At 38.0% G+C, this 16,171-nt stretch carries 16 protein-coding genes; 14 read left to right on the forward strand and 2 right to left on the reverse strand.

Translation table 11 applies throughout. The features are described 5' to 3' along the window. Positions 1–2 precede the first annotated feature (2 nt). The 11 genes from A5889_RS01180 (at position 3) to A5889_RS01230 (ending at position 10,420) form a co-directional block, all read left to right on the forward strand. Positions 3–503, forward strand: a complete 501-nt coding sequence (locus tag A5889_RS01180) for a shikimate kinase (RefSeq protein ID WP_087640057.1) — start codon at positions 3–5, stop codon at positions 501–503. 12 nt (positions 504–515) lie between these two features. Further along, complete coding sequence (pheA, locus tag A5889_RS01185; protein ID WP_087640058.1) at positions 516–1,364, forward strand: prephenate dehydratase; 849 nt, start codon at positions 516–518, stop codon at positions 1,362–1,364. 114 nt (positions 1,365–1,478) lie between these two features. Then, positions 1,479–2,606, forward strand: coding sequence for an LCP family protein (locus A5889_RS01190; protein ID WP_087640059.1), 1,128 nt, complete (start codon positions 1,479–1,481; stop codon positions 2,604–2,606). A gap of 75 nt (positions 2,607–2,681) precedes the next feature. Beyond that, positions 2,682–3,530 carry a DegV family protein gene (locus tag A5889_RS01195; protein WP_087640060.1) on the forward strand — a complete coding sequence of 283 codons (849 nt, stop codon included), beginning with the start codon at positions 2,682–2,684 and terminating at the stop codon, positions 3,528–3,530. Between the two features lie 189 nt (positions 3,531–3,719). Next, positions 3,720–3,911, forward strand: coding sequence for a hypothetical protein (locus tag A5889_RS01200; RefSeq protein WP_087640061.1), 192 nt, complete (start codon positions 3,720–3,722; stop codon positions 3,909–3,911). 40 nt (positions 3,912–3,951) lie between these two features. Further along, positions 3,952–4,434, forward strand: coding sequence for a hypothetical protein (locus A5889_RS01205; RefSeq protein ID WP_087640062.1), 483 nt, complete (start codon positions 3,952–3,954; stop codon positions 4,432–4,434). Between the two features lie 181 nt (positions 4,435–4,615). After that, positions 4,616–4,894 (forward strand): hypothetical protein, encoded by a 279-nt coding sequence (locus A5889_RS01210; RefSeq protein ID WP_087640063.1) that lies wholly within the window; start codon positions 4,616–4,618, stop codon positions 4,892–4,894. A 26-nt stretch (positions 4,895–4,920) separates the two neighbouring features. After that, complete coding sequence (locus A5889_RS01215) at positions 4,921–6,975, forward strand: cation:proton antiporter (RefSeq protein WP_087640064.1); 2,055 nt, start codon at positions 4,921–4,923, stop codon at positions 6,973–6,975. A gap of 69 nt (positions 6,976–7,044) precedes the next feature. Next, positions 7,045–8,931: an ABC-F family ATP-binding cassette domain-containing protein gene (locus tag A5889_RS01220; protein WP_087640422.1), complete on the forward strand. Its 1,887-nt coding sequence runs from the start codon at positions 7,045–7,047 to the stop codon at positions 8,929–8,931. A 12-nt stretch (positions 8,932–8,943) separates the two neighbouring features. Further along, positions 8,944–9,891, forward strand: a complete 948-nt coding sequence (locus A5889_RS01225) for a thymidylate synthase (protein ID WP_087640065.1) — start codon at positions 8,944–8,946, stop codon at positions 9,889–9,891. A gap of 19 nt (positions 9,892–9,910) precedes the next feature. Beyond that, positions 9,911–10,420 (forward strand): dihydrofolate reductase, encoded by a 510-nt coding sequence (locus A5889_RS01230; RefSeq protein WP_087640066.1) that lies wholly within the window; start codon positions 9,911–9,913, stop codon positions 10,418–10,420. A 43-nt stretch (positions 10,421–10,463) separates the two neighbouring features. Here the strand turns inward: A5889_RS01230 and lexA are convergent, their stop codons facing one another. Further along, complete coding sequence (gene lexA / locus A5889_RS01235; protein ID WP_176372773.1) at positions 10,464–11,084, reverse strand: transcriptional repressor LexA; 621 nt, start codon at positions 11,082–11,084, stop codon at positions 10,464–10,466. A 246-nt stretch (positions 11,085–11,330) separates the two neighbouring features. On the opposite strand from lexA, the gene A5889_RS01240 reads away from it, so the two are divergent. From A5889_RS01240 to A5889_RS01250, 3 genes are all read left to right on the forward strand, one after another. Next, on the forward strand, positions 11,331–11,573 hold the full coding sequence (locus tag A5889_RS01240) for a DUF896 family protein (protein ID WP_087640068.1): 243 nt from the start codon (positions 11,331–11,333) through the stop codon (positions 11,571–11,573). A 98-nt stretch (positions 11,574–11,671) separates the two neighbouring features. Further along, positions 11,672–13,666 (forward strand): transketolase, encoded by a 1,995-nt coding sequence (gene tkt / locus A5889_RS01245; RefSeq protein WP_087640069.1) that lies wholly within the window; start codon positions 11,672–11,674, stop codon positions 13,664–13,666. Between the two features lie 430 nt (positions 13,667–14,096). After that, positions 14,097–14,924, forward strand: a complete 828-nt coding sequence (locus tag A5889_RS01250; protein WP_087642317.1) for a glucosaminidase domain-containing protein — start codon at positions 14,097–14,099, stop codon at positions 14,922–14,924. 50 nt (positions 14,925–14,974) lie between these two features. Here the strand turns inward: A5889_RS01250 and A5889_RS01255 are convergent, their stop codons facing one another. Beyond that, positions 14,975–15,970: a 4-hydroxy-3-methylbut-2-enyl diphosphate reductase gene (locus A5889_RS01255; RefSeq protein ID WP_087642318.1), complete on the reverse strand. Its 996-nt coding sequence runs from the start codon at positions 15,968–15,970 to the stop codon at positions 14,975–14,977. Positions 15,971–16,171: the final 201 nt, after the last annotated feature.

Consider the following 16,171-nt stretch of genomic DNA (forward strand, 5'->3'; position numbering starts at 1 on the left):
AAATGAAAGGTATCATTTTAATAGGATTCATGGGGTCAGGAAAAACGACCGTCGGAAAATTGTTAGCTGAAAAAACAGGAATGCAGCACGTCGATTTCGATGAACAGTTAGTTATCGAACTGGGAATGACGATTCAGGAGTATTTTGGCCTTTATGGAGAAAAAGCCTTTAGAGATCAAGAAACAAAATTATTGAAACGTTATATCGATCATGAACAAATCATTTCTACTGGTGGCGGTATTGTTTTAAAGCCAGAAAACCGCCAGTTATTGAAACAATTGGCGCCAGTCGTTTATCTAAAGACAGAACCAGAAACTTTTCTTTCCCGGTTAAAAGAAGATCAGGAAAATGTACGGCCTTTGATCATATCAAAAACAGCGGAGGAAATCCAAGAAATCTTTGAACCACGGATTCCTTTTTATGAAGAAAGTGCAAGTCTGATCATTCCAACAAGTGATCGAACACCAGAAAGCATTGTTCAAGAGATTCTAGAAAAAATATAAGTAGGTGAGCAAATGAGAGTGGGTTTTTTAGGACCAGAAGCTTCTTTTACACATAATGCAGCAAAAACAGCTTTTCCACAAGAAGAATTGGTTCCTTTTCATTCAATTCCAGCCTGTATCAAAGGGGTCGAATTTGGCGAAGTCGATCTTGGCGTTGTACCAATCGAGAATACGATCGAGGGCTCTGTCAATACAACAGTAGATTATCTGTTTCATCAGACGACGATTCCAGTTGGCGGTGAAATCGTTCTGCCGATCTATCAACAATTTATGGTCGCTAAATCAAACCAACAAGATTGGCAGCAAACAACACGGATTTTGTCTCACCCGCAGGCATTAGCTCAATCACAAGAATTTATTCGGATGTATTTTCCAAATGCTCGATTAGAAGCAACACCTTCAACCGCTTATGCTGCGAGTTTTGTGGCTGACCATCCGGAGCAAAAGATGGCGGCGATCGCACCGAAAAAGTCTGCAGAAACATATGAACTTGCTGTTGTTGGGGAAAACATTCAAGATGTTGCAAGCAATCAGACACGTTTTTGGATCTTGGGTGCTGAAGATGTTCATCTGCCGTTGGCTATCGAAAACCAAAAGATGACTATTGCTGTGACGATGCCGAATAATATGCCAGGTGCGCTGCATAAAGCACTTTCCGTATTTAGTTGGCGAGAGATCGATCTGAGTAAAATCGAATCTAGACCTTTAAAAACAACCTTGGGGGAGTATTTCTTTCTTATCGATATCAATATCCAGCAACCACGACCATTGATTGACTATGCACTTGAGGAACTGCGTTTAATGGGTGGAACGGTCAAAGTATTCGGTAACTATAATGTTCATTTGATAGAAGGTGTATAAAAGATCTGCAAAGGTCTTTTTATTTTTTTGTTAAAATTTTAACGAAGCATTAGGATTTTAGTGTAAAATAAGGTATGCTTGTTAGTGTTGTAATATTTAAGTGAGGTGGAAATGATGAGCCGAGTGGATCGTTATAAACATATCCATGAAAAAGCAAAACCAATTGAAGAGAAAAAATCATTCAATCCAAGAAAAGAAAAAAATTCCAGTGATGAAGCATCCTACAAGGAGTCCGAGTCATTTAAAGAACCGGAAATAGAATCACGTTCAAATGAACCTATGGATCAACCGAATGAAAAGAAACGTTTTTTTAAAAAAGAAAAGTCGCCTAAAAAACCAAAAAAGAAAAAAAGGTTTAGTTGGCCGAAGAGAATTTTACTTGTATTGCTATTATTGATCGTATTAGCTGTTGGCTTCTTTTTCAAAGGTAAGTCTTATGCTGAGAATGATACTTCTCTTCCCAAAGAAGAACTTGAAATATTTAATGGAGTGAAAAGCTCCAATGGTGCTCACAATATTTTGATTTTAGGAAGTGATACACGGGGAGAAGATAGCGGTCGTGCAGATACGATCATGGTTCTGCAGCTAGATGGACCTTCTAAAAAACCTAAGTTGGTTTCTTTCATGCGTGATACCTTTGTTGATATTCCAGGCTATGATGATAATAAAATCAATGCTTCTTACGCTTTAGGTGGTGCAGAGTTAGTTCGCCAAACCTTAGCTGAAAACTTTAATATCCAATGTAATTACTATGCAAAAGTCGATTTTCAATCATTTGAAAAAATCGTTGACTCGATGTTCCCTAGCGGTGTCAAAATAGATGCAGAAAAAGATTTGAATTTAGATGGTGTCGATATTGCTAAAGGCAGTCAGAAGATGGACGGACATACGTTATTACAATATTCACGCTTTAGAATGGATGAAGAAGGTGACTTTGGCCGAGTTCGTCGTCAACAACAAGTGATGACGGCAGTGATGGGACAGTTGAAAAATCCATTAGCATTATTGCGTACACCAGAATCGCTTGGGCGTTTAGTAGGATATATGTCAACCGATGTTCCAACTAGTTTTATGATCAAAAATGGTCCGTCTCTTCTTTTAAAAGGCGGCAGCGGCATCGAAAGATTAACAGTTCCAGTGGAAAATTCTTGGCAGAACGTCGATTATGATTACGCTGGCAGCGTGCTTCAAATCGATCCAGATATGAACCGTGCAGCTGTACAAAATTTTCTTGATCAATAACTATTTTATTTAAATATCAGGTAATCTATGCTATATTTATAATATCGTGTAAAATTAGTGAAACGAGGTTACAGAATGAAAATCGCTATTGTGACAGATAGTACCGCTTATTTACCTGAGCGAATTAAGAATTCACCTGATTTGTTTGTAATACCGATCCCAGTCATTTTGGACGGTAAAATATATAACGAAGGAATCGACATTGAAGCAGATGAATATTACAGCTTATTGAATAGCAGTAAAGAATTCCCAACGACGTCTCAGCCAGCTTTAGGAGAAGTCATCGATTTGTATGAAAAAATTGCAGAAAAAGGCTACGATACGATCATCAGTATTCATCTTTCTGCTGGAATTTCTGGTTTTGTCAATACATTGTTTTCTTTGACAGATGCAGTGAAAGGAATCACTCTTTATCCTTATGATTCTAAGATCACAAGTGTGCCGATGGGCCATATGGTAGAGGTTGCACTTGATTTAGTCCAAGAAGGCGCAAGCCTAGAAGAGATCTTTGCACGATTGGATATTATTAGAGATAATACTTACGCTTATCTGATCGTTGATGATCTAAATAATCTAGTTCGTGGCGGACGTTTGACAAATGGAGCAGCACTGATTGCCGGTTTATTGAAAATCAAACCGATTTTGACCTTCGAAGAAGGGAAAATAGTCCTGTTTGAAAAAATCCGTTCGACTAAGAAAGCTTTTGCTCGAGCGGAAAAAATTATCGGTATGCGTGATAAAGAAATTGATCGTCCAGTAAAATTATATGTGATCCATGCAAATAATTTGGCAGTCGCTGAAGAAGAAAAAGCAAAGCTTGCAAAACAATATCCTGATGCAATTATTGAAATCGGTCATTTTGGTCCTGTTATTGGGACACATTTAGGTGAAAAAGCAATTGGTTTATGTATCTCAGCTCAATAATAATAGGTGACATAGGATGAAGTAAGACGGATCGATCGTTTTACTTTATCCTATGTTTTTCATATAATTCAACAGATAATGAATAGTATGTTAAAATAGAAGACAGATCCTATTTTTTAATAAAAATAACGGTTCGATAGTCATTTTTCTTTAAAAGTAAGGTATACTTAAAGAAAAGGAGGCGAGTGGATGAATCTAAATGAAGAGCGGTTACAGAAAGAAAAAATGAAGCAGGTTCAACTGCTCGCTGCATATTACCAGGTGATCAACCGTTTGCCCCTTGGAGACGAGAGAGACCAGATGATCCGCGATATACTCGCATGTAAAGATAGAATAAAAAAAATCAATCAAAAATTAACAGAATTAAATAATAAAGAATAGTCTCTGATGTAGGCGGTTATTCATCAAAAAGGAGCTTGATTTGATTATCGACTTTTTCACTGTAATACTTTTCATTTTTGTCGTACTTTTATACGTTTATTTGTTTTTAGTCAGAAAAAGTATTCTGATCAAAAGTGTGAAGAAAAAAATTATTTATGTTCTTATCAGTATAGTCAGTTTGCTGATTTTATTTTTAGCTTTAAGTGTTGAACAAACTCTTGATCAGCGGATCCGCAGTTTTCTTGCGATTTTACTTGTCTTAAGCTTCTTATTAGATGCAAAAGGCTTTTCAGATGATCGCTTGATCTTAGGACCTTTTGACCGTAAAGGGGTAGAGTATCATGAGATCGACAAGATGGCTTTGTTGTTAAAAGAAAAAGAAATTTGGTTGAATTATTTCAAAGATGACAGGAGAGGTCCGGTGTTGAAATTTTCTATTCCATTAGAAGAATTGCTGACCTTTCTCTCTGGGCGATTGAATGAAGACGCAGAAATCAACATACTTGTTGATGAAAATCAATAAGTAATAGCCAAGTAAAGGTGAAATCGCGTATGCAATAAGGTACGTCGTTTTCACTTTTATTAAATTATTAAGAGAAAAGAGTAAAAGAACTTTCCTTTTCAAAATAATGATCAATTTTGATAGGTATTTTCTCAACAGTTTGCTATAATGTGTCAGAGAAATTCTGAAAGGAAGTATCATTGTGCATAAAGAAATAGAAGAGCGGCTTGCTGAATTACGTGAAAAGTATAAAGCGTTGCCGCCAGAGAAAAAAGCAGAGCTGGAACGCCATATTAAAAAGAAAAATTTCCTGAACTATAAGAAGATTGAGCACATTAAATCTGATTTGCTTCGTTTGGAAGCTCGACGTGCACAACTGGAACTTTGTGATAGAGAAAAAGAACTAGGCTTGATTGAGAAAAAAATCAGCTGTAAAAAAGAGAAATTACTTCGTTATTTAGGAAAACAAATCGATCAATAAAACCATTAGTCAAAGGGGGATACAAGATGGAGTTTGTCTATTTAATTATTGTATTTGCTTTTGCTATTACTTTTTCTAATGTCTTTAACCGTATCTTTCCGATCATTCCGTTGCCGATCGTACAGATCATCGTGGGTGTACTGATCGGAATCACTGAGATCGGGCATGAAATCGTATTTGAACCAGAAATATTTTTAGTAATGATCATTGCACCTTTGTTATTTCGAGAAGGTGAGAGAAATGATATTTCATCCACACTGAAAAATTTTAGTGTGATCTTGTTTTTAGCATTCTTCGGTGTGCTGATCACACTGATCAGTGTTGGCTGGGCCTTACATATAATTCTCCCAGCGTTGCCGATTGCAGCGTGTTTTGCTTTGGGAGCAGCTTTAGGACCTACGGATGCCGTGGCAGTTGGTTCATTATCAGGGAAAATTCAAATCCCGGAAAAAGCGATGCACATTCTTGAAGGTGAAGGACTGATCAATGACGCGTCCGGCGTTACTGCCTTTCAATTTGCATTGGCTGCGTTGCTTACAGGCTCTTTTTCTGCAGCAGATGCGGGAATCATGTTGATTGTTTCCAGTATTGGCGGTGCTGTCGTTGGAGCAATTTTAGTGATGATCAAAAGACAAATAGTTATGATATTAGAAAAAGCATCAGCAAGAGATGTAACTGGGTATTTATTATTAGAATTATTACTGCCATTTTTAGCTTATATGGTGGCAGAATTGTTTAATGTTTCAGGAATTATTGCTGCGGTAGTCGCTGGGGTCATGCAAGCTGCGACTTTCAAAAAAGTATCGTTATTTGAAGCAGAACTTTCTAGTGTGTCTGAGACTACCTGGGGCACGATCACATTTACATTGAATGCGTTAGTCTTTTTATTTCTTGGGATCGAGTTATCTCAAGTATTTTCACCGATTTGGAATAGCGAGACCTATTCAAACAGCTTTTTGATGCTGGTCATTTTACTTTTGAGTGTAACGTTATTTGTTGCGCGCTTCCTTTCGATCGTCTTGATTTATAGTGTAAAAAAAGGAATCAAAAATCTTTGGCAATCTATGAATGAAATGTTGATTTTAACGTTTGGCGGTGTAAAAGGAACGGTCAGTCTAGCCACTATTTTTATTTTACCGATCACGATCAATGGGCAAACGTTTGAAGAACGTTCCTTACTATTATTCATAACGGCCTGTGTCATTTTAGTTACACTAGTTGGGGGTATCTTAGTATTACCTTTTCTGACAGATTCAGAAGAAGTAGAGGAGATAAATCCTCAAGGAATCACCTTGTTGCAAGAAGTGATTGAAAAACTGAAAGTTATCAACAAAGAAGATCCGCATGTAGAAATGAATGTGGTCATTGAGAATTACCAAGACCGCTTAAAAGAACTGTATACCAGTCAACTACCTTCTGATCAGAAACAAGAAGTTCAGGAACTGCGGGCCTTGATCGTTTCTATTGAGCGTGATGGTTTGGAAGAAAGCTTTCGTCAAAAAGAAATTGGCGTTGACGGCTATCGCCTTTATGCCCGTCTGATTTCTAGAATGGAACGATCCATTGCGCGACAGCTTCTTTCAATTATTGGTTTTTGGCTGTTGTTCGTCCGGCAAATCGTTGCTTTTTTCGTTCATCCAAATTTTCTTTTTGCACGTAAAAATGAAGAAGACAGACGAGAGCTGCAATCAGAAGAATTAGAAAATGTCCGACAAGTTTTCTTACAAAATACGGAAGTTATTTTAAAGAGTTTGGATAATTTAAAAGGTGTCTATGACGATGAAATCATCCGTTTCTTCATTGATAGCCGCCTACAATTAGCACAGCGTTTAGAAGATGGAACATTTATCGATTCCTTTATTGTTCATTCTCAATCAAATTATGTCAAAGAGCTATTGATTGGTTATCAAGAAGAACGAAAAGTGATCGATGAATATGAATTATGTGATAAGATATCTTCAATAGAAGCAAACGAGTTTAGAAAAAATGTTAATTTACTAGAATCGTATTCGATCAATGATGTTTCTAATACGATCCCATTTAGAAAGTTAGCGAAAAAATTAGAAAAAGAAGCTGAGTGAGAAAACAAGCTTCTTTTTTTTGTTTATTTTTGATACAATAAGCAGGATGAAAAGGGTGTGAGCAAACAGATGAAAGAATTAAAAGTGACAGAACTAACCAAAACATATGGGGAAAAAACATTATTTGATCATATATCCTTCCATATCCACGAAAAAAATCGTATTGGTTTAATTGGGACGAACGGAACTGGTAAAACTACTTTGTTAAATATATTAGCTGGTAAAGATAGTGGAGATGGTGATGTTCAAGCAATTCAGCAACCAAATGATTATCAAATCGGCTACCTTTCTCAAGATCAGCTCTTTGATCCAGAATTGACAGTCGTGGATGCTATTTTCCAAGGAGAAACTCCGATTATTCAAGCGGTCAAGCGTTACGAGCTGGCACTTATTGCTTTAGCAAAAGACGGCAGTAGTGAAGCTGCTCAAAGACAATATGCTCAGGCCGAAGAATTGATGAACAAAGAAGATGCTTGGACAGCAGATACAGATGCTAAAATCATTTTACAAAAATTGGGAATCGAAACACTTCATAAAAAAATTGGAGAATTATCCGGCGGTCAAAAAAAGCGTGTTAGTTTAGCACAGGTATTGATCGAGTCACCAGATCTACTGATTTTGGATGAGCCGACCAATCACCTGGATTACGAAGCAATCAGCTGGCTTGAAAGCTTTTTGAATGGTTATCGCGGATCCATCTTGATGGTGACACATGATCGTTATTTTCTCGATCGAGTAACCAATCGGATTTTTGAGCTGTCATTTGGACAATTATATGAATATAAAGGAAATTACGAAGCATATATTTTAGCTAAGGCTGAACGTGAGCGGATCGAAGTCGATCAAGAAGAAAAACGAAAACAACTGTATAAACAAGAGCTTGAGTGGATGCGCGCAGGAGTTCAGGCTCGCGGAACCAAACAACAAGCTAGACAAGATCGGTTTCATGATCTTAAGGAAAACTTGCATCAGGTCAATCAAAAAGGGCAATTAGAGATCGATATCGCTGGACAGCGGCTTGGGAAAAAAGTACTTGAAATAAAAGACGGAAATTATTCAATTGAACAGAAGGTTATTTTAAGGCAGTTTGACCTTCTAGTACAGGCAAAAGACCGCGTTGGGATCACAGGAAAAAATGGCGCAGGAAAATCAACTTTGTTAAATATCTTAGCTGGACGTCTACCTTTAGATAGTGGTCTCTATTCGATCGGTGAAACAGTGAGATTAGCATACTACACCCAACAAAATGAAGCCATGGACCCAAATCAGCGGATGATTGCGTATCTTCAAGAAGCTGCTGAACAGGTACAAAGAAATGACGGTAGCAGCATTGGAGTCGCTGAACTGCTTGAACAATTTCTTTTCCCGCGTTTTATGCATGGCACCATCATAGGTAAGCTCTCCGGTGGAGAAAAGAGACGTTTGTATTTATTGAAGCTACTGATAGGACAGCCAAATGTTTTGCTGCTTGATGAACCGACAAATGATTTAGATATCGACACATTGACAATTTTAGAAGATTATATTCGTACATTCAAAGGTGCAGTTATTGCCGTATCACATGACCGCTATTTTCTTGATAAAACAATGGAAAAACTACTTGTCTTTGAAGGAGAAGGGCAGATAAGTACGTATTTTGGTTCGATGAGTGATTACTTGACACAAAATAAGGAATCTGCTAAAAAAACAGTTAAATCTGAGCCGAAACAAGTTCAAGTGACCGAAAAAAAAGAAAAAGTAAAATTGACCTATATGGAACAAAAAGAATGGGCTACAATTGAAACTGAAATCAGTGAACTAGAAAATCGTTCAGCTCAACTTGGAGAAGAGATGAATCACCAAGGAGATGATTTCACAAAGCTTCAGCAGTTGCAGGCAGAATTGACGTCTGTTGAACAACAATTGGAAGAAAAATTGGAACGTTGGGAATATTTGAGTGAATTTGCAGAAAATTAGGAGGCAATAACGATGGAAGAAGCATACTTAGCGCTGGGCCGTAAAATTTTAGAAGAGGGTCATGTAAAAGAAGACCGGACTGGAACTGGAACCAAAAGTATTTTTGGTCATCAAATGCGTTTTGATTTATCCCAAGGGTTTCCATTGCTTACGACAAAACGAGTTCCTTTTGGCTTGATCAAAAGTGAGTTGTTGTGGTTTTTAAAAGGAGACACGAATATCCGTTACTTATTGGAGCACAATAATCATATTTGGGACGAATGGGCTTTTGAGCGATACATCAAAAGTGAAGACTATCAAGGGCCGGATATGACTGATTTTGGTCGTAGAGTTTTAGTGGATGACGCATTCAAAATAAGCTATGAGGCTGAACATAAAGCGTTTTGTGAAAAGATCGTATCAGACGACGGATTTGCAGCTAAGTATGGAGAACTTGGTAATATTTATGGCGCACAGTGGCGGCATTGGGAAACAAAAGATGGTGGATTTATCGATCAATTGAAAAATGTCATTGAGATGATCAAAACAACACCGGATTCTCGTCGATTGATCGTTTCTGCTTGGAATCCAGAAGATGTACCGTCAATGGCTTTACCACCCTGTCATACCATGTTTCAATTTTATGTGAATGATGGTAAATTAAGCTGTCAATTATATCAACGTAGCGGGGATGTTTTTCTAGGAGTACCATTTAATATTGCTAGTTATGCGTTATTGACTCATTTGATTGCTCATGAAACTGGCTTAGAAGTTGGGGATTTCGTTCATACACTAGGTGATGCGCATTTGTATACAAATCATGTTGATCAAATGAAACAGCAGCTTTCGAGAGAGCTTCGTTCATTTCCTACACTTAAATTAAACCAAGAGAAAGAATCTGTTTTTGATTTTGAAATGGAAGATATCGTGATTGAAGGATACGATCCTCATCCAGCAATCAAAGCACCTATCGCCGTCTAAGATTTGAAAGGAGCACCTTATGTTAGCAGCTATCTGGGCACAAGATGAACAGGGAACGATCGGAAAGAACAATCGATTACCATGGCATCTGCCGAATGATCTAAAATTTTTTAAGCAAATGACGGAGGATAATACAATCGTCATGGGAAGAAAAACTTTTGAAGGGATGGGAGGTCGTCCGCTGCCTAATCGCCAAACGATCGTTATGACTAGGGACAAAGACTATCAGGCTTCTGGTGTTATTGTTGTTCATGATATAGACGAAGTATTGGCCTACGCCCAAGAATTTTCAGGAATTACGTTTATTGCTGGAGGTTCCGCAGTCTACGAAGAATTTTTGCCGTACTGTGACGTTTTATATCGTACAGTGATCAACCATACTTTTGATGGAGATTCAGTATTTCCAGAAGTTTCTTGGGAAGATTGGACATTGATCAATCTTAGCCCAGGTGAGCAGGACGAGCAGAATCACTATCCTTATCAATTTGAAACATATCAAAGGAAAGTCTGCCCAGAGCAGGAAAATTAGAAAAAGTTAGCAGATCTTATAAAAAGATCTGCTAACTTTTTTATTAAATATGATTGCGATATAAACCAACAACTTTACCAAGGATACTGACATTAGGCAGAATAATTGGTTCTAATGCGTCATTTTCAGGTTGTAGGCGAATATGGTCTGTTTCCTTAAAGAACCGTTTGCATGTCGCTTCATCTTCATCCGTCATCGCAATAACGATGTCCCCATTTGCTGCAGCACTTTGTTTACGAACGATGACTTGATCGCCGTCTAGTATTCCCGCATTGATCATACTTTCTCCGCGGATCGTCAACATGAATAGGGAATTTTCTTCGGATTGTAAATCAGGAGGCAATGGGAAAAAGTCAGATGCCTCTTCAACAGCCAGAATTGGTTCACCGGCGGTAACTACTCCTAACATAGGAATGACGGATGGCTTGATGCCGATTTTTTCTAAGCCTTCAGCAGTCAACTCGATTGCTCTAGGCTTTGTTGGATCTCGTTGGATCAATCCTTTTTTCTCTAAACGTGCTAAATGTCCATGAACGGTAGAGGTAGAAGAAAGATCTACTGCTTTTCCGATTTCTCGAACGGTTGGGGGGTATCCTTTAAGTTCGACTTGCTCATATATATATTTTAATACTTCGACTTGTCTTGTATCTGTACGTTTCACCAAAACCCGCACCTTCTTTCAATTTATAAATTTAGTGTACCATAGAATTCTTTAGGAATCAAACAAGCGTTCGTGTTTTTTGTTGAAAGTATTATTAAATGTGAAAAAAGGGGCGAGAACATGGTTTTATCTAGAATATAGTTGTATTTTTATAGCACATCTTATAAGATAGACATGGAAAGTAAACTCTTATTTCTTATGTAATTACTATCTTAATTTTGATGACCTTTTATTAAAGGAGGACAATGAATGCTATCAGCAGAAAAAATGAACCGTATCAACGAGCTTGCTAAAAAAGCGAAAGAAAGCGGATTATCAGAAATTGAAAAAGAAGAACAAAATCAACTTAGACAAGAATATTTGGCTACATTCCGCAGCGGTATGCGTCATCATATCGAAGGAATGAAAGTTGTAGACCCAGAAGGAAAAGATGTGACCCCAGATAAATTGAAGAAAATCCAAAAACAAAAAGGGCTGCATAATAGAAAATAATTTCAGTTTTTTTTACTGAAAGTAATTGCTTTCATAAAAGAAATACGCTAAAATGGATTTAATAAAGGTAAAAAAAACCTAAATAGGAGATGATTTTTTTGTTCGACAACACTGATCAATTAGGCGTCAATACCATTCGTACCTTAAGTATCGAAGCGATCCAAAAAGCTAATTCAGGTCATCCTGGATTACCAATGGGGGCAGCACCTATGGCCTATGCACTTTGGACAAAACATTTAAAAGTAAATCCTAAAACTTCAAGAAACTGGGCTGACAGAGACCGGTTCATTCTTTCTGCTGGTCATGGTTCGGCGATGTTATATAGTTTGCTTCATTTAGCAGGCTATAACCTTTCTATCGATGATTTGAAAGGGTTCCGTCAATGGGAAAGCCTAACTCCTGGTCACCCTGAAGTCCATCACACAGATGGTGTTGAAGCAACGACTGGTCCATTAGGTCAAGGTATTGCGATGGCTGTAGGAATGGCAATGGCTGAAGCACATACTGCTGCAGTTTATAATCGTGACAGCTTCCCTGTGATCGATCACTACACTTATGCACTTTGCGGTGATGGTGACTTGATGGAAGGTGTTTCTCAAGAAGCAAGTTCAATGGCTGGTCATATGAAACTCGGTAAATTGATCGTGTTATATGATTCAAATGATATTTCATTAGATGGTCCAACGTCTAAAGCATTCACTGAAAATGTCGGTGCACGCTATGAAGCTTATGGCTGGCAGCATATCCTCGTAAAAGATGGAAATGACCTAGAAGCTATTTCAAAAGCAATCGAAGCAGCCAAAGCTGAGACTGACAAACCCACATTGATCGAAGTGAAAACAGTGATTGGATTTGGCTCACCTAAAGAAGGAACGTCAGCTGTTCATGGAGCACCCCTGGGAGCAGAAGGTATTACTGCAGCGAAAGCAGTGTACGGCTGGGATTATCCAGATTTTACAGTTCCAGATGAAGTTGCAGCACGTTTCAAAGAAACAGTAGTTGATGAAGGCGAAAAGGCTGAGAACAAATGGAATGCAATGTTTGAGAACTATACAAAAGAACATCCTGAACTAGCAAAACAATTCAAACAAGCTTTTGCAGATGAACTTCCTGAAAATTGGGATAGTGAGTTGCCAAGTTATGAAGTTGGAACTAGTGCAGCAAGCCGTGTGACTAGTAAAGAAACGATTCAAGCTCTATCTAAAGCTATTCCTAGCTTCTGGGGCGGATCTGCTGATTTATCGGCCTCAAACAATACAATGGTTGCTGCTGAAAAAGATTTTGAACCTGGACAATATGAAGGCCGCAATATTTGGTTCGGTGTTCGTGAATTTGCTATGGCGGCGGCTATGAACGGTATTCAGCTACACGGAGGAAGCCGTATTTACGGAGGAACATTCTTTGTATTTACTGATTATCTCCGTCCGGCAGTTCGTTTAGCAGCTATTCAGCATACACCTGTGACGTATGTTTTGACACATGATTCAGTTGCGGTCGGAGAAGACGGTCCAACACACGAGCCTGTGGAACAATTGGCAAGCATTCGCTGCATGCCTGGTGTCCAAGTTATTCGTCCAGCAGATGGTAATGAAACAGTTGCAGCATGGAAGATCGCAATGACAACAAAAGATGCACCTACTATTTTAGTATTGAGCCGTCAAAATTTACCAGTCATTGAAGGCACTAAAGAACATGCAGGTGATCTTGTTAAAAAAGGTGCCTATGTGATATCAGCTCAAAAAGGAGCGAAACCTGAAGGTATTTTGATCGCAACAGGTTCTGAAGTTAATTTGGCAATCGAAGCGCAAAAATTGTTGTCAGAACAAGGAAAAGATGTTTCAGTTGTTTCAATGCCAAGTTTCGACTTATTTGAAAAACAATCAGATGAATACAAAGAATCTGTTCTCCCTAAAGAAGTAACTAAGCGAGTAGCAGTTGAAGCGGCTTCTTCATTCGGTTGGGAGCGTTATGTCGGCACTGAGGGTACAACGGTAACGATCGATCATTTCGGCGCTTCTGCACCAGGTGATCTAGTCTTAAAAGAGTTTGGTTTCACACCAGAAAATGTTTCTGCCAAATTCAACTCCTTATAATTGCTAAATAAAAAAAGGGCTGAGACAGAACGGTCAACTTCCGAGAAATAAGAAAGATTGATTTCTGATATTGCCGTTTTCAAAAGTTAAAGAGACTAAACGCAACTCTAAGAGTTATGTTTTAGTCTCTTTTTTGTTTGATCAAGTTTGTGTAACAAATGTAACAAAACAGAAATGAGCAGAAAGTTTTTCTACTTTATTAATATTTTTCTCAGAAAGCTATCAGTGAGCGTTTTATTCAATAATTAGTCATAAATATAAAAAACACAGTGTGAAAAATGTAAAACAAATGACAATAAAATAATAAAACAAACATTTCAACAGGATTACACTAGCTTTAAATATCTATTTTTCGAATCTAAATGATTGTTTATAAAAAAAACTCCTAGTAGAATGATTGTACGATGTTCTATTGAGGAGGAACAAATGGATGGACAAGAAAATGACAAGAAGTAGCAGGCATCAACTTAATGCGAAGCAACGTAACAGCAAAAAAGCTGCATCGGTGATTGGAACGTCATTAATATTTTTACCAATTGCTGGGAATTTACTTCCATTAGGTGCACAAGCGACAGAGTATGAACAACAAGAAGCGGTTTCTCAACAAGCATTTATTGATTCTATTGGTTATTCAGCTGCTTCTGTAGCTAGTTCGAATGATTTATATGCATCTGTTATGATTGCCCAAGCTTTGCTAGAAAGTAGCTACGGTACATCAGGCTTAGCATCGGCGCCTAATTATAATTTATTTGGAGTGAAAGGTAGCTATGGTGGACAAACTGTCTACATGCCTACGAAAGAATATTTAAATGGAGAGTGGGTCACTCTTACCGAACCATTTAGAAGTTATCCTTCTTATGCAGATTCATTCCAGGACCATGCTAATGTTCTTATGAGCGCACACTATGCGGGTGCTTGGAGAAGCAATACGACGAGCTATATGGATGCTACAGCTGCTTTGACAGGACGTTATGCGACTGATCCCAATTATGCAGATAAATTAAATTGGTTGATTTCTACTTATGGATTAACAGCATACGATTGGGGCTCCTCTGAAACTTCGGTGACCGCAACTGATCAATCGACGATTGGCCAAAGCACTGAAACAGCAACTATTTCAGGACAATCTTACACAGTTGCTTCAGGAGATACCTTATGGGGGATTGCAGAAAACTTCGGTGTTTCTGTTGATCAACTGATGGCAATGAATGGATTATCTGCTGAGTTGATCACTGTTGGCCAAACTTTACAAGTATAGTATATAAAAAAGCAACAGCATTTCACAGAATATGTGAAGCTGTTGCTTTTTTAACGTTTTCCTGAGCGTAATTCTTCTAAACGTCGTTGTCGATTTTTGGTCAAGTCCTTGATTCTAGGTCTTGGTAATATTGCTTCAGGAACCGTTGTTGATTCTTTTTTATGTGTTTGTGGATCATTTGGATCGAATTCTTTTAAATACTCGATTACTTCTCGAACGATTTGAGTTGGGGTTGAGGCCCCAGCGGTCACGGCTATCGTCTCAACATTCAAAAGCCAAGCGGGATCTATTTGAGAAACATCCGAGATACGATAAGCATTGACACCTGCTTGTTCGATCGAAACTTGAGCTAATCGATTACTATTGTTGCTTTTAGGATCTCCTACAACGATCGTCAGGTCACAACCCTTCGCTTGTTCGACAACTGCTTCTTGTCGAACTTGTGTTGCTTTACAAATATCTTTGTGAATCAACACATTGGGATATTTTTCTTTGATCAAATCCATTAAATCACTGACGTCCCATTGGCTCATTGTTGTCTGGTTCGTAACAAAAATCTTATCAGCAACTAATTCTAAATGTTTGATTTCATCGTTATTCGATACTAGATGAACATGTTCAGGAGAAACACCGAGTGCTCCTTCTGGCTCTGGGTGATTTTTTTTACCGATGTAAATAATTTCATAGCCTTCAGCGGCTTTCTCAGCAATCAACTCATGAGTGATCATCACGTCAGGGCAAGTCGCATCGATAACCGTCAAGCCTTTTTCAATAGCCATTTCTTTTACTTTAGGGGATGTTCCGTGAGCAGTGAAAATAACAGTCCCTTGATCGACTTGCGCTAAGATATCTTCACGATTTTCACCTTCTAATGTATGGATACCAATACTTTCAAAGGCATCAGTGACATGCTTGTTATGAACGATCATTCCTAAAATATAGATAGGGCGAGGCAAGCTTTCATCAAGAGAAGCATTTCTGGCGATGACCATAGCATCAACAACGCCGTAACAATAGCCTCTAGGACTAATATTTACTATTTTCATAAATAAAATAACTCCTATTTTTAAGTTTTTACTATCTTTACTACTATACACTATTTTTATTAAGTTTGTCTTAAATGATAAGAAAGGGGAGAATAAGTGTAACTATTTAGACAGCAATTATATCATAAAAAATTGGTTGCTAAGGCTATTCAAACGTAGTTTAATGAACAAAAACGAGAAACCCATTCATAATGCTCGTTA

Origin of the sequence: Enterococcus sp. 9D6_DIV0238, from assembly GCF_002174455.2 — a bacterium.
Classification (GTDB): Bacteria; Bacillota; Bacilli; order Lactobacillales; family Enterococcaceae; genus Enterococcus_L; species Enterococcus_L dunnyi.

What these genes read in the sequence shown, in the direction of transcription:
- A5889_RS01180 (WP_087640057.1), top strand. Translation starts at nt 3, where the DNA reads ATGAAAGGTATCATTTTAATAGGATTCATGGGGTCAGGAAAAACGACC.
- pheA (WP_087640058.1), top strand. Translation starts at nt 516, where the DNA reads ATGAGAGTGGGTTTTTTAGGACCAGAAGCTTCTTTTACACATAATGCA.
- A5889_RS01190 (WP_087640059.1), top strand. Translation starts at nt 1,479, where the DNA reads ATGAGCCGAGTGGATCGTTATAAACATATCCATGAAAAAGCAAAACCA.
- A5889_RS01195 (WP_087640060.1), top strand. Translation starts at nt 2,682, where the DNA reads ATGAAAATCGCTATTGTGACAGATAGTACCGCTTATTTACCTGAGCGA.
- A5889_RS01200 (WP_087640061.1), top strand. Translation starts at nt 3,720, where the DNA reads ATGAATCTAAATGAAGAGCGGTTACAGAAAGAAAAAATGAAGCAGGTT.
- A5889_RS01215 (WP_087640064.1), top strand. Translation starts at nt 4,921, where the DNA reads ATGGAGTTTGTCTATTTAATTATTGTATTTGCTTTTGCTATTACTTTT.
- A5889_RS01220 (WP_087640422.1), top strand. Translation starts at nt 7,045, where the DNA reads ATGAAAGAATTAAAAGTGACAGAACTAACCAAAACATATGGGGAAAAA.
- A5889_RS01225 (WP_087640065.1), top strand. Translation starts at nt 8,944, where the DNA reads ATGGAAGAAGCATACTTAGCGCTGGGCCGTAAAATTTTAGAAGAGGGT.
- A5889_RS01230 (WP_087640066.1), top strand. Translation starts at nt 9,911, where the DNA reads ATGTTAGCAGCTATCTGGGCACAAGATGAACAGGGAACGATCGGAAAG.
- A5889_RS01240 (WP_087640068.1), top strand. Translation starts at nt 11,331, where the DNA reads ATGCTATCAGCAGAAAAAATGAACCGTATCAACGAGCTTGCTAAAAAA.
- A5889_RS01250 (WP_087642317.1), top strand. Translation starts at nt 14,097, where the DNA reads ATGGACAAGAAAATGACAAGAAGTAGCAGGCATCAACTTAATGCGAAG.
- A5889_RS01255 (WP_087642318.1), bottom strand. Translation starts at nt 15,970, where the DNA reads ATGAAAATAGTAAATATTAGTCCTAGAGGCTATTGTTACGGCGTTGTT.